We start from the raw sequence: 13978 nt of genomic DNA on the forward strand, positions 1-13978 counted from the left end.
TTAATATAAACGTACGCGACGTGCGTTTTCGCGAGAAAGCTTCTTAGCTAAACGTTTAACTGCAGCTGCTTTTGCGCGCTTACGTGCAGTAGTTGGCTTCTCGTAGAATTCACGAGCACGCACGTCGGCTAAAATACCAGCTTTTTCACAAGAGCGCTTGAAACGACGTAGAGCTACGTCGAATGGTTCGTTTTCACGTACTTTAATAATTGGCATACGCCATCACCCCTTAGGTGTAGGTTGTTCTGGTTCAATTACTCGAACCAAGTCTATTTAAAATGGTGCGGAATTTTATACCGAGACACCTAGGCTTGTAAAGCCCTAAAACTGAGCTCAGTCCTATAGTGGACTCAATATGGCCTGTGCGACTGGAGTAATCGAGCGCTTGCAGGTAGAATTAGCGCCCTTTTGTTAGCAATTGATGAGACACCATGCGGGTTCTAGGTATTGAAACATCTTGTGACGAGACAGGTATCGCCGTCTATGACGATGAACTGGGCTTATTATCGCACACTTTATACAGTCAGGTTAAGCTGCATGCTGACTATGGTGGTGTGGTGCCTGAGTTGGCGTCGCGTGACCATGTACGCAAAATTGTGCCGCTTATTCGTCAAGCGCTGAAAGATGCGAATACTGAAATGGCTGATCTCGACGGGATTGCCTATACCAAGGGCCCAGGTTTAATTGGTGCTTTGCTTGTCGGCGCCTGTGTGGGGCGTTCACTGGCTTTTGCTTGGGACAAGCCTGCAATCGGTGTGCACCATATGGAAGGGCACCTGCTGGCGCCTATGCTCGAAGATGACGCACCTGAGTTCCCCTTTGTGGCCTTATTAGTTTCTGGTGGCCATTCTATGTTGGTTAAAGTCGATGGGATTGGCCGCTATGAAGTGTTAGGTGAGTCCGTTGACGATGCCGCGGGTGAAGCATTCGATAAAACGGCTAAATTAATGGGGCTGGATTATCCCGGCGGCCCGCGCTTAGCGAAACTGGCCGCTAAAGGCTTACCCGCAGGCTATAAGTTCCCGCGCCCTATGACCGACAGACCTGGACTCGATTTTAGCTTTTCGGGTTTAAAAACTTTTACCGCCAATACTATTGCCGCTGAACCTGACGATGAGCAAACGCGCGCCAATATTGCCCGTGCCTTTGAAGAAGCCGTGGTTGATACGCTAGCGATTAAATGTCGCCGTGCGCTGAAGCAAACTGGCTATAACCGCTTAGTGATCGCCGGTGGCGTGAGTGCGAATACGCGTTTGAGGGAAACCTTAGCTGAAATGATGAACTCGCTAGGTGGACAAGTGTTTTATCCCCGCGGTGAGTTTTGTACCGATAACGGCGCCATGATTGCCTTTGCGGGATTACAGCGTTTAAAGGCGGGACAATACGAAGATTTAGCGGTAAAAGGTCAACCTCGATGGCCGTTAGATACCTTGCCACCTGTGGCATAACACGCCTTTGATGCCGATGTATTGATGCTGAAATAAAAAACTGCGCTTTTAGCGCAGTTTTTTATTGGGGTAATTTTATTGGGCGTAATGTGATCTCAAGATTTTTTTGGACGCTTCTTGCGTGACACTTTGGACTCTTCCCCCTTGAGTAAGCGCTGAATATTGTCTTTATGACGGATAATGATGAGCGTCGATAGCATAGCAACGGGAATGGTGAATCTGTCGTCTAGCCACCAAGTATAAAGGGGCGCCAGTAAAGCGGTAAGAATGGCGGCAAGGGACGAGTAGCGGCTAATTAACAATAGGACGACCCAAGATGCCATTAGGCAAATCGCTAAATCATCACCAATGGGGGCCATAGCACCAAAGGCAGTAGCAACGCCTTTACCACCTTTGAATCCAAAAAATACCGGATAAATATGTCCAAGACAGGCGGCGATGGCGATGAGCCCGAGTGACACTGCATCTATGCCCATGAGATAAGCTAAATAAGAAGGCACTGCACCTTTTAGCATGTCGAAAAACAGCACCATGGCAGCCGAACTCGCGCCGCCAATTCTTAGTACATTGGTGGCTCCTGGATTGCCTGAACCTTGCAATCTTGGATCGGGTAGACCTCTCATCCTACAAACCAGCACGGCACTTGAGATTGAACCAGCCAAATAGGCGGCCAAAATCATCAAAAGTGTCTGTGTTAATGGACTCACATTGGTTTCCTTACGCGTCTTAAGGTATTATCGCGCAACAATTTAAAAAGCTGACTCAGTTGTCAATCCCGCTATAGGTTTGTGCGATAACTCGCCTAGTTGGGGCTGAGATATTTTCTGAATGAGCAAATCCTTTTAGGGCGTTATCCTACTGTGGATTGGCTCGAGTAGAAAGTAAATTAGTTATCTGTCAGAAGATTGCGGATTATACAGCTAGGATCGCTTTTAGCTTATCAGACCTCATAGTAGTCAGTTAGTTGGAGAAAGCATGGATAAGGTACTTATACGGCAATTGCGCATTGATACTGTGATTGGTGTCTATGAGTGGGAAAAGAAAATCCATCAGAGCCTGTTATTAGACTTAGACATGGCGTGGGATAATAAACCTGCCGCAGCGACGGATGATTATCAATATGCGCTGTGCTATGAGACAGTTTCCAATCGATTAACCCAACTTGTTACTGAGCATCCAATCGAGTTAATCGAAACGGTTGCCGAGCGAGTGGCCGATTGCCTACTTCAAGAATTTAACGTGACTTGGGTGAAAGTTGTCGTGATGAAGCCAGGCGCGGTAGCAACTGCAGCTTCGGTTGGCGTCGAGATTGAACGTTCACGTTAGATGAGTACTTGATCAACTGCGCTATTGATTGAGAAATAGTGTTTATCTTCAGATAAATCGGACATTAGCATGGCACGTATTTATATCAGTCTGGGTAGCAATATCGAGCCTGAACAGCATCTGCAAGCTGGATTAACATCGCTGCGAGCGTGTTTCGGGCCGCTGCGCCTCTCTTCTATGTATGAAAGTGAAGCGGTAGGTTTTAGTGGCACTAATTTTTTGAATATGGTTGCTAGCGCTGAAACGGATCTTAATATAGCGGCGGTAGTTGCACAGTTTAAGCAAATCGAGCAGAATCACGGCCGGCTTGCCGGGGCAAAGAAATTTAGCCCAAGAACCTTAGATTTGGATCTGCTGCTTTATGACCATGTGGTATGCCAAACGCCTGTTGTGCTGCCCCGTGCTGAGATAGTCAATAATGCCTTTGTGTTATGGCCATTAGCCGAGTTAGCGCCGGAATTGATTCATCCCGTGGTAGATAAAAGCTATGCAAGTTTGTGGCAAGAGTATGACAAAGATTCACAGCGACTTTGGCCTGTGACGTTTGAATGGCCCCCAGGGCTGACGTTTTAATTTATTGATAGGATTGTCATGGATACGTTTCAGGTCATTATTTTAGCGCTTATTCAAGGGCTAACCGAGTTTTTACCTATTTCTAGTTCTGCCCACTTAATTTTACCCGCACAGCTTTTAGGTTGGGAAGATCAAGGTTTATCCTTCGATGTGGCGGTGAATACAGGTTCGTTATTTGCTGTGGTAATTTATTTCAGACACGAGTTATGGACTATGTTTAATGCTTGGATTGCGAGCATTTTCAGAGGTCAACAATCCGAAGACAGCAAGCTGGCGTGGTGGATTATTCTGGCGACCTTGCCAGCGGTGTTTTTTGGTTTTCTGGCAAAGGATTTTATCGCGACTCACCTACGTAATGCTGAGGTCATCGCGGTCACTACCGTCGTATTTGGTTTATTGTTGTGGTGGGCCGATAAGATGTCGCGCCGCGATTTAACGGTTTATCAGACGGGCTGGCGTAAAGCCTTGTTAATTGGTTTCGCGCAGGCATTGGCCTTGATCCCAGGGACTTCGCGCTCTGGTGCCACTATGACAGCGGCGCTAATGTTAGGCTTAAGTCGTGATGCAGCGGCCCGCTTTTCATTCTTAATGTCAGTTCCTGTGAGTTTAGGTGCGGCGATTTTAGTGGGTAAAGATCTGGCGAAAAGTGAGCTTCCGATTGATTATCAAGCGTTAATCCTAGGAACTCTGATTTCGTTTGTTGCCGCTTATGCCTGTATTCATTACTTCTTAAAAATCATCAGCCGCATGGGAATGACCCCGTTTGTGATCTATCGTTTAGCACTCGGTGCAGTCTTGTGTGGATTTATCTTCTTCTAGCCACGCGAGTTTAGTCATCATAGTGAGATAATAAATAATAGAATCGGGTCATGTACCCGATTTTTGTTTTTGGAGCTTCCTCATTTTCTGAAGCTTAACTTATTTTTGGAGCTTTATATGGGTCTCGAATATCAGTGTCCAACCTGCGGACTTGCGTTAAAACAACACAAAGCCTCCCAAGGTTTTTATTGTGTCAATAAGCATCACTTCGATCGGAATGAGCAAGGCTATTGGGTTTTTACTAAACCACAACGCCAAAAGCCGACTGGTGATTCGCGCGAGCAAGTTAGAGCTAAGCGTTTTCTGCTCGAATCAGGCATCTTTTCGCCTTTGATCGATAAACTGGCTGAGATAATCACTGGATCTATCAAGCCTGATGCTTGTTTATTGGATTATGAATGCGCTGAGGGCTTCTTCTTGCGTGCTTTAGCTTCCAAGCTGGCTGAGGTCGAAAATCCGCTAAACGTCCAGTACGTGGGCGTAGCGGACGCAGAAAATGCTATTTTTGCTGCAGCGAAGGCGCAGACTCCTGGGATCTTGTGTTTAAGCTCTTCTAAGAAATTACCCTTTATCGATAATTGTGTGGATTTTATTACTGTTATTGATCGGCCGTTAAAGGGAAAAGAGTCTGTTAGGATATTGAAAGATGATGGGACCATGTTACTGGTTATGCCTGGGCCACGACACCTATGGCAACTCAGGGAATATATTTATCCTGACTTGGCTGAAAAACCTTTCAAAGTGAATTTGCCCTCTGCATTATCGGTAAAAGACACTCAGGCACTGAGCTTCACTTTATCTGTTACCGGTGAGCAAGCATTAACGCTATTGGATATGGCGCCTTATGCGTGGCGTGCAACTGACAAGATGAAGCACGATATTCAAGCTAATCATTTTGAGTCGTTGGAAATTGACTATGTATTAGTCTCAGCATATAAACGCGTGGTTGAATCGCTATAGGTTAAAATCTGCAGTTGATGCGGTTAATTTTAAGCCAATTCATAGGCTTAGTTCGATGGTTTTTAGATGCTTTAAAAGGCTATATTACTCAAGTCTATGATTCTGTTTGACGTTTTCATGTTGTTTTTATGTTATATGGGCCGAAGGTGTTATTATTTTTAACTTTAGGCCTATTTGTTCTGTGCCAAATACAGCCTAATTATTGCCTTTGTTTCCCATGTAGCCTCGATTTTTGTCAATAGCTTTTCTTTAAAAGAGAAATATTATTATTTTATAAAAAACCATTTTTAAGATAAACGAGACTGACTTTTAAGAATACTTAAAAGTTTAAATGAGAAGCTTAGATTAATAACGAAGGTTTTAATTAAAAGACGAATGGGATCCGTTTATACAGGCGCATACAAAAGTTAACTTTTTAAGGAAATTGGGGGATAACCTTTAAAGATGCGTTTGGAAATTTAAAGTCAATTTAGCGTTTTTGTATTAGTGGATTGACAATTTTGAGTATCAATACCTTGAATGACAGGCATAAAAAAAGGCTTAGATTGATGTGCTTATCGCTTTCATCTTTCTTAAGCCTTTTGTCTTAACTTACTAAACAGTAAGCTAAATTACCTTTCATTACTTCTTGTAACGAGAAGCAACGTTGTCTAAACGGTCGTTTGCGCGTTTAGCTTCTGCTTGTGCGTCCATAGATGCTGCTTTTGCATCTTTAACGTCTGCAGACAGTTTGCTTTGCTCTGATTTCAGAGAACCAACATCAGCTGACAATTGATCAACTTTGTTGCCCAGAGTTGCAACGCTTTCTTCCAGAGCAGTAGTGTTCGCGCAACCACCTAGTAGGGCAGTCATTGCTAAACCAGCAATCATCAGTACTTTTTTGTTCATTGTAAAAAATCCCTTAAAATAGGTTGGATTTGAATGTTTCGTTACTTTGTAAGCGAAACTGCCTAATTATGACATAGCTATTTTAATTTGCTACGAATATTAATGTGTTTAACCACTATAGGCATATAAATTTTTTTTAAAAGCTTTTTTTATAAGTTATATCGACATTTCTAATCGTAAAGGAGGGTATTTTTCACTATAAAGTGATGCGCCACTTACAAATCCTTTACAAATTACTGTTCATCCGTCGGCAGTTTAGTTTGCATTTTTTGTTTAAACTGACTGACCGCTTCAATCCGACGTAAATTTAACGCCTGCTTTATCTCTGCGCCTTGAAAACCTGCGGCAATAATGGCGGCAATATCGACATTATTGGCGGCAAGGAAGCATTGAGTTAAATACTCACCCTGAGGGTAGGGGTTGTTTTCAAATCCTGTGCGACCACGCATATCGGCGATGCAGGCTAATATAAGCTGCGTTAAGCGCTCGGGCTTACGCCAAAAGTCAGCTTTATCGAATATTTTTACGATCGTTTCGGCTCTAAGCTCGAAGGCCTGATGAACGTTCTGATGTTGGTCACTGACCAGTAACGCCAGATCGCGGGTTTCGTTCGGCACTCGTAAACGGGTGCAGAGCGCTTTTATCAGCGGCAAGCCCTTTTGGCCGTGACCGTGATGTTTAGGTAAATGCTCTTTTGGACTGAGGGCTTTGCCTAAATCATGTACGAGAGCGGCAAAACGAACGCTTTTATCCTCAGTGAGAAGGGCAGCTTGGGCGAGCACCATTAAAGTATGCACACCGGTATCAATTTCAGGATGCCATTTTTCTGGTTGAGGAACGCCAAATAAGGCAAAGATCTCGGGAAAGAGTACTTCAAGGGCGCCGCATTGGTGGAGTACCTCGAAAAAGACCTCGGGGTGAGGTCCGCCTAAGCTTTTATCGACTTCTTGCCAAACTCGCTCCGCTGTTAACGCATTAAGCTCATCGCTTGCGCTAATTTGGCGCATCAGTGCCAGAGTTTCTGCGGCAATGTGAAATCCTAAGGCATGAAACCTTGCGGCAAAGCGGGCGACACGCAATACGCGAAGCGGATCTTCAACGAAAGCATCCGACACATGGCGCAATAGGCGCGCGTTAATATCCTCAATGCCATTAAAAGGATCGTATAAGTTGCCCTTTTCATCTTGGGCGATAGCATTGATGGTCAGATCTCGGCGCAACAAGTCTTGCTCTAAAGTCACATCGGGACTGGCATGGCAGCTAAAACCACCATAACCCAGTCCAATTTTTCGTTCTGTTCGGGCTAACGCATATTCTTGTTGGTTTTTAGGATGCAGAAATACTGGGAAATCTTTACCGACTTGGCGGTATCCCAGTTGCAACATTTGTTCTGGAGTCGCACCAACGACGAGGTAATCTTTGTCCTTGATAGGGAGATTGAGCAGGCTGTCACGCACAGCTCCGCCGACGAGATATATTTTCACAGGCAAGATTCGGCTAATGTGTCATAAACATAGCTTATCATGCCCATTAAGGTGATAGATAAAGTCGTCGCGAGATATTTGCTCACTTATGTGTCACATTGATGTTGCGGATATTTTGACAATAACATTGGGACGCTTTAACGTGGGGCGTTATTTTTAAATTAGGATGATTGGTGGTATGTACAAGGCCTTTTACGGACTCAGCGATAACCCTTTTTCGATTGCACCCAATCCCCATTATTTGTTTTTGAGTGATAGGCACAGAGAGGCGTTGGCCCATTTAACCTACGGGTTAGGGGAAACGGGCGGCTTTGTGTTGCTAACAGGGGAAGTTGGCACGGGTAAAACGACGGTATCTCGCTGTTTACTTGGGCAATTGCCCGATAATACCGACACCGCATTTATCCTTAATCCATCGCTAACAGAGCTCGAGTTGCTCGCCACGCTTTGCGATGAACTTAAGATTTCCTACGGAGACAATCCCACACTCAAGCAGTTGACCGACCACTTGAGTCGTTTTTTATTGGACAATCACAGCAAAGGTCGTAATACCGTGCTCATCATCGATGAAGCACAGCATTTACGCCCTGAGGTGCTGGAGCAACTGCGACTTCTGACCAATCTTGAGACGGACACTAAGAAGTTACTGCAGGTCATTTTAATCGGTCAGCCAGAATTACAGCTGTTATTGAAGCGCCAAGAGCTGCGCCAGTTAGCCCAGCGGATCACCGCTCGCTACCATTTATTACCATTAAATGAAGATGAAATCGCGCTTTATGTATTGCATCGCTTGCAAGTCGCGGGCCGATTTGAACCTTTGTTTACCCGCAAAGCCGTAAAGGTGTTGCAAAAGTACAGTGGCGGCATCCCTCGATTAATTAACCTCTTATGTGAACGTTCGCTGATGGCGGGCTATGCGCAATCGCGGGTGCCCATCGATCATCATATGGTGAGACAAGCTGCGGCTGAAGTATTAGGTGAAGAGGAGCCGACTCAGAATAGGTATCTTTGGCCGACAGCAACCGCTGCGGCGTTATTTGTCGCTTTTGGTGTTTCCTATTGGCTATTTACCGACAAGCCTGTCAATGCCGCGTCAGCGTCTAGTATGGCCCTTGAGTCAACGTCAGCAAATGTTGCTGCATTAAACACTCAAGCTTTGAGTACGACCGAAGGAATGGGCAAGTTAGTACAACCCGTTGATCAGCAAAGCAGTCAGGTGTCTATTCCTGCTCCCAATCAGCGCTTACTTAATGATGCGATTAATCAGAGTCGCGATATCGATACCGCCTTTGCGGGGTTGTTTAGCGTGTGGGGCAAAGTACCCTATAAAGGCTTAACCGCCTGCCAATCTGCGGTTGAGCAAGGATTGTCTTGTTATCAGCAGCAGGGTAACTGGATGTCACTGACTCGGCTTAATTATCCAGCTGTAGTGTATTTGGTTGATGACAACCAGCAGGATTTTTATGGCGCTGTGATTGCGGTAGATGACGAGCAGTTGCTGATGCAGTTAGGTGAACAACAACTGTGGGTTGATAGAGCTTGGTTCAATCAACATTTCAGTGGCACCTTCGAAATCCTATGGCAAGCACCGAATTTGCCTATGATGGATATCAGCCAAAAATCGAGTCCAGGTCAACTGCAGTGGTTAGAGAATGCCTTAGCCCATGTGAATAATCGCAATACTCGCAGGGTCAATCAATTCGATGTGCAACTGGAAAATGATCTTAAAAGCTTCCAAAGTCAGCATGGCTTAAAAGCCGATGGTATTGCCGGAAATCAGACATTAGTGAGATTAAATTTGTATTTAAGTCAGCAAGGTCCACGTTTAACCGATAATGGGGCGCGCAGCTGATGTCCATTTTACTCGATGCCGTGACCCGTAATAAACAACAGCAACAATCGCCTTTACCCGATGCAGTGATGACACCAAGGGCGAATTACCCGCAGCCACGTAAATCAGGCATACCGATAGGCAAGCTGTCTTTACTTGTCGTCGCAGTCGCCGCCGGAATTGGCGTCGCTTGGGGATTAAGTGTTTGGGACCAAACTCGACATATTTCAACCGAACATGCTTCAACTAACAATGTGGCTGTGGCAAAGGTATTGTCATCAACTGCATCTTCATTACCAGCTTCGACAGTGGCTAAAAGTGAGCTTCAGACTGCCTCGGCAGAATCGGTTGCTCAGCCGCAATCTGAAGGCAGTGCTAATACAGGTGTTCGACTCGCAGGAAAAGTGGCGCTGCCTCGGGCACAGACTTTGCCCGAGTTAACTGCATCATCGCAATATCAGGGCGGGGCAGTAGCAAACTCGCCTCAGGCTTCTAGCGCGAATATGAACAGCAATGCTGCTCAAAGTTACAATGTTCCTAAAAATAGTGTTCCTAACAACAGCGATCAGAGTAATAGTGATTCCAGCTACGGAGACTATATGTCGACGTCAGCCCAAGTGGACGCAGCAAGTCGCGAAGTTGCGTCTATGTCTACAGACATGCAAACACAGCAACCTATGATGTTAGGCGCTAATGCCAATGAGTCGGGTCTTGCGAGTCTTGAGGCGCTGCGTCAGCAAGTCAGTGCTGCGGCGGAAGATGTCGGTTTAGAAACCAACAAAAGTCGCGATGAAGATAAGTTAGTGGCTTCCTTTCAAAGTGCGCTAAAGGATGTGGAATACACCAATGCGGCGGAGACGAATGTCACTGAAGCAAAATTAGATCCTATTCCTAAAACGGCTGCGGATGATATCCCAAAATACGGTCAACTACCTGCCGGGCTACAATTACAAGTGCCTGAATTTAATATTGTCGCCCATGTGTATTCCAGCGATCCGACCCAAAGGTGGCTGAATGTAGACGGTGCAGAGTTGCAGGAAGGGGATATGATTGCGGGTAAGCTGAAGATTATCTCTATTCGTCCACGGGACATAGTGTTAGATATTCAAGGTACCCAGTTTAAAGTGCCTGCAATTTAATCTGGCTTTACGATGAGTAATGCTAGCGGTTATCTGTGCTAGTCATAGCTTAAGTAGAAATGAAAAAGGCGCCTAGGCGCCTTTTTTGATCTTAATGAATCTCAACTTAATCAAACAGTCTGTAGGCTAAGAATAGGGTCAGTGCGTAACCGACGCTGTAGCAAAGGAAAAGTGCTGGAACGTATTTTAAGTAGCTCACAAACGTCAGTTCTTTCACTTTACTCATGGCTACAATACCCGATGCAGAACCGATAATCAGCAGTGAGCCACCTACGCCAACGCTATAGGTTAAGCCAAGCCATTCTGGAGTATTCAGGACAGGGCTTGCTTTTAACAATGCCGCTGTTAATGGCACGTTATCAATCAAGGCTGAGCCGATACCTGTGACGAAGTTAGAGATGTTTGGATTAAACATAGTATAAGCTTCGGTCAGCATGTCTAAGGTGCCGATTTCTTTAAGCATACCCACGAGCAGCAAAATACCTAAGAAGAACAACAGGGTGTCGTATTCAACTTGGCGAATATACTCAAGGATTTTGATTTCTTCTTTATCGCTACGTGTGGTATGGCCAATCAGGAACATGATTGACAGACCCGTTAGGAAGGTCAGCACTGGCGGGATACCAAACAATATGTTCAGTAACATGGTCATTAAAATCGTGCAGAAGAACACGAGGGCAATCATGACATCAACGGTTTGATAGGTGTGTTTGATGGGTGTCGTGCTCACCACGCCTTCGGCTTTGAGTGAGAACAGGGTTGCCAACAAAATCACGCTCACGGCCGATGGGATAAACAACATCAGCAGTTCGGACATATGCACATGGCCGCCTAAGAAGATCATCAATGTTGTCACATCGCCGGTGATCAAAGCGACACCGCCTGAGTTCACTGCGAAGATAATCAACACTGCCATTCTGCGGCGCATTTGCTTGTCGAGTTTAAAGGTGGTTAATAAGCCTAATGACACTAACGTCGCGGTGACGTTATCACAAAATGCCGAGAGCACGAGTGCGAACAGGGCAACTTGGATCATCAACATGCGCACCGATACTTTCTGCGGGAACAGCTTTTGCACCATGATTTGGATCATGCCTTTAGCGTTCAAGTACGCGACGAAGGTCATGGTCGACATCAGAAAGAGCCAGAGTGTGGCAATTTCGAGCAAATTTTCATTGAGTTGATGGGCAACGAGTTTCTCATTGGCCGGTTCTCCAGCAGCCATAAACAGCGCTACCCAAGAGATACAGCCAAAGAATAAGGTGGTTTTTGCTTTATTAAGGTGGGTCACTTCTTCGAAAATAATACTGAGCAATGCGAGCACGGCCAGTATGATGAGAAAGGTATTTAACATAACTGCAATTCCAACTGCTGTTTTAATGTCGTAGGGCGACTTGAGTCAACCTAAAGATTGAGCATATCAAGGCTGAATTAAGCTAGCCGTGTTAGCGCGTGCGGATCAGAACATAATGGGCTAAAGAACGCAACTGTTAGCTGTGACTCAATTTACTGCTGCTTTGTGATGTTGATCCCATGCATTTTAGCGATAAACTGGTTTTATATATCGGCACTTTGATTTTTGTTAGTGTGATTGACTATATTGTTTGATTTGATTACCGCGTTAAAAGTGAGATCTACGATTAAAGTCTAAGCAGTCAGTTTGTCGATCCTTCAATTAATTTTTGTTCAGCAAGAGATCCATGAATGCTGAGGCCAAAGTGGAGTCGTTTTTCCACACTTTCCCCTGTTATTGACCTTAATGGCTTAATTGATTCGCGTGTCACAAAAATGTCTTTGCCAAAATCTTGACTGGATACAAAGTGAGCGCTATCTTGTGGCTGTTTTCTTATCTGGGCACAGGATATTGTGTTAACACGGGATGTTGTTTTTTTGGAGTAGATGTAAATGACATTTGTTATTCGGAGCCTTTTGCTTTTAGGCTCACTGGTTTGGTTAACGTATTCGGGCAAGCAGCTTTTTGCGCTGGGTGTGATGAGTCAGCCTGAGCTCGCCATTGAGCATATCAATTTGACCATACAGCTGGTCGTGGCAGCGATAATATTTAAATCGGCTTTAGGTTCTAAAAAGTCTGATAGCTACTAACGTTAAACAAAGCTAACTGAATCGAAGTAAGGCTAGCTAAATCTCAGTAAAGCAAAGGGACGCTATTGCGTCCCTTTGTTATTTTTAAGCTGCAGTAACCCTAAAATCTAGGTTTAGCTTGCCGCTTTCATGCTCGCTAATACGCGGTCAGCCGCTTCTAAGGTCAAGCGCATTTCTTCTTCGCCATGGGCCATAGACAGGAAACCGGCTTCATAAGCGCTAGGTGCCAAGTACACGCCTTCATCTAACATACCGTGGTAGAAAATACGGAACTGCTCAATATTACATTGGGTCACTTGGTCAAAACGGGTGATTTCCGGTTGTTCTGTGAAGAAGAAACCGAACATGCCGCCAACATAGTTGATCGCCATTGGAATACCGTGCTTGTCAGCTGCCGCTTTAAAACCTTCTGCAATACGTTTGGTTTTTGCGCTTAGCTCTTCGTACAGACCTTCTTCACACAGGGCTTCCATTTGCGCCAAACCTGCTGACATCGCAATTGGGTTACCAGATAACGTTCCCGCTTGGTAAACCGGACCCGTAGGCGCGATAAACTGCATCACATCTTTACGGCCACCGAAGGCACCCACTGGCATACCGCCACCAATCACTTTACCCAGCGTGGTCAAGTCAGGTGTGACGCCGTAGTAACCTTGAGCGCCGCTTTGTGATACGCGGAACCCTGTCATCACTTCGTCGATGATCATTAAGGCGCCGAACTCATCACAAATATCACGCAGACCTTGAAGGAAACCTGGGATAGGTGGAATGCAGTTCATGTTGCCAGCAACGGGCTCGATAATGATGCAAGAAATTTCAGTTGGATACTGCTCGAACAGGGTTCTAACAGAATCTAAGTCGTTATACACAGCCGTTAAGGTGTGCTTGGCGAAATCTTCTGGAATACCGGGTGAGCTAGGTTGACCTAAGGTTAGAGCACCAGAACCTGCTTTAACTAATAGGCAATCCGCATGACCGTGGTAACAACCTTCGAATTTTAAGATCTTGTCACGATTAGTAAAACCACGTGCTAAACGAATGGCGCTCATAGTGGCTTCTGTACCTGAACTCACCATACGAACTTGCTCGATAGAAGGCACCATAGAGATGACTTTCTCGGCCATTTGCACTTCAAGTTCTGTTGGTGCGCCAAAAGACAAGCCATTTTCCACCGCCGCTAATACTGCTGCACGAATTTTAGGGTGATTGTGGCCGAGGATCATCGGGCCCCAAGAACCGACATAGTCGATATAAGCTTTGCCATCGGCATCATAAATATAAGCGCCGTTTGCTTTTTCAATAAACAGGGGCGAACCGCCTACACCATTAAATGCACGAACCGGAGAGTTAACGCCGCCGGGGATGGTTTTTTTAGCCTGTTCAAATAGCGCTTCGGAACGAGTCATG

General features: G+C 45.3%; 14 protein-coding genes. 8 read left to right on the plus strand and 6 right to left on the minus strand.

The features are described from left to right. The gene (gene rpsU / locus OX890_RS07765) at positions 1–216 is read right to left on the minus strand and encodes a 30S ribosomal protein S21 (RefSeq protein ID WP_006080725.1); all 216 of its coding nucleotides are present in this window, start codon (positions 214–216) and stop codon (positions 1–3) included. 215 nt (positions 217–431) lie between these two features. Here rpsU and tsaD point away from each other — a divergent pair, with 215 nt between their 5' ends. Next, positions 432–1448 (plus strand): tRNA (adenosine(37)-N6)-threonylcarbamoyltransferase complex transferase subunit TsaD, encoded by a 1017-nt coding sequence (tsaD, locus tag OX890_RS07770; RefSeq protein WP_006080726.1) that lies wholly within the window; start codon positions 432–434, stop codon positions 1446–1448. Positions 1449–1543: 95 nt separating this feature from the next. Here the strand turns inward: tsaD and plsY are convergent, their stop codons facing one another. Next, positions 1544–2155, minus strand: coding sequence for a glycerol-3-phosphate 1-O-acyltransferase PlsY (plsY, locus tag OX890_RS07775; RefSeq protein ID WP_006080727.1), 612 nt, complete (start codon positions 2153–2155; stop codon positions 1544–1546). Positions 2156–2423: 268 nt separating this feature from the next. Here plsY and folB point away from each other — a divergent pair, with 268 nt between their 5' ends. From folB to OX890_RS07795, 4 genes are all read left to right on the plus strand, one after another. Beyond that, entirely contained in the window at positions 2424–2774 is a 351-nt protein-coding gene (gene folB, locus OX890_RS07780) for a dihydroneopterin aldolase (RefSeq protein ID WP_006080728.1), read from the plus strand. A gap of 69 nt (positions 2775–2843) precedes the next feature. Continuing rightward, on the plus strand, positions 2844–3347 hold the full coding sequence (gene folK / locus OX890_RS07785; RefSeq protein ID WP_006080729.1) for a 2-amino-4-hydroxy-6-hydroxymethyldihydropteridine diphosphokinase: 504 nt from the start codon (positions 2844–2846) through the stop codon (positions 3345–3347). A gap of 18 nt (positions 3348–3365) precedes the next feature. After that, the gene (locus OX890_RS07790; protein WP_006080730.1) at positions 3366–4166 is read left to right on the plus strand and encodes an undecaprenyl-diphosphate phosphatase; all 801 of its coding nucleotides are present in this window, start codon (positions 3366–3368) and stop codon (positions 4164–4166) included. 117 nt (positions 4167–4283) lie between these two features. Beyond that, a complete protein-coding gene (locus OX890_RS07795) occupies positions 4284–5126 on the plus strand; it encodes a putative RNA methyltransferase (RefSeq protein ID WP_268650603.1) in 843 nt (280 codons plus the stop codon). 621 nt (positions 5127–5747) lie between these two features. Here the strand turns inward: OX890_RS07795 and OX890_RS07800 are convergent. Together OX890_RS07800 and OX890_RS07805 are read right to left on the minus strand one after the other, a co-directional pair. After that, positions 5748–6014, minus strand: coding sequence for an Lpp/OprI family alanine-zipper lipoprotein (locus tag OX890_RS07800; RefSeq protein ID WP_006080732.1), 267 nt, complete (start codon positions 6012–6014; stop codon positions 5748–5750). A gap of 233 nt (positions 6015–6247) precedes the next feature. After that, positions 6248–7498, minus strand: coding sequence for a multifunctional CCA addition/repair protein (locus OX890_RS07805; protein ID WP_011846144.1), 1251 nt, complete (start codon positions 7496–7498; stop codon positions 6248–6250). A 178-nt stretch (positions 7499–7676) separates the two neighbouring features. Between OX890_RS07805 and OX890_RS07810 the strand changes: the two genes are divergently transcribed. Beyond that, positions 7677–9350, plus strand: a complete 1674-nt coding sequence (locus tag OX890_RS07810) for an ExeA family protein (RefSeq protein WP_268650381.1) — start codon at positions 7677–7679, stop codon at positions 9348–9350. After that, positions 9350–10468, plus strand: a complete 1119-nt coding sequence (locus OX890_RS07815; RefSeq protein ID WP_268650382.1) for a general secretion pathway protein GspB — start codon at positions 9350–9352, stop codon at positions 10466–10468. Before OX890_RS07810 ends, OX890_RS07815 begins: the two co-directional genes overlap by 1 nt. Before the next feature lie 106 nt (positions 10469–10574). Here the strand turns inward: OX890_RS07815 and nhaD are convergent, their stop codons facing one another. After that, positions 10575–11822, minus strand: a complete 1248-nt coding sequence (nhaD, locus tag OX890_RS07820) for a sodium:proton antiporter NhaD (RefSeq protein WP_006085043.1) — start codon at positions 11820–11822, stop codon at positions 10575–10577. Between the two features lie 551 nt (positions 11823–12373). Between nhaD and OX890_RS07825 the strand changes: the two genes are divergently transcribed. Next, the gene (locus OX890_RS07825; RefSeq protein ID WP_006085044.1) at positions 12374–12571 is read left to right on the plus strand and encodes a hypothetical protein; all 198 of its coding nucleotides are present in this window, start codon (positions 12374–12376) and stop codon (positions 12569–12571) included. A gap of 113 nt (positions 12572–12684) precedes the next feature. Here OX890_RS07825 and hemL read toward each other — a convergent pair whose 3' ends face one another. Then, the gene (gene hemL, locus OX890_RS07830) at positions 12685–13977 is read right to left on the minus strand and encodes a glutamate-1-semialdehyde 2,1-aminomutase (RefSeq protein WP_006080738.1); all 1293 of its coding nucleotides are present in this window, start codon (positions 13975–13977) and stop codon (positions 12685–12687) included. Position 13978 lies beyond the last annotated feature (1 nt).

This window comes from Shewanella sp. DAU305, assembly GCF_026802235.1.
GTDB classification, from domain to species: Bacteria; Pseudomonadota; Gammaproteobacteria; order Enterobacterales; family Shewanellaceae; genus Shewanella; species Shewanella baltica.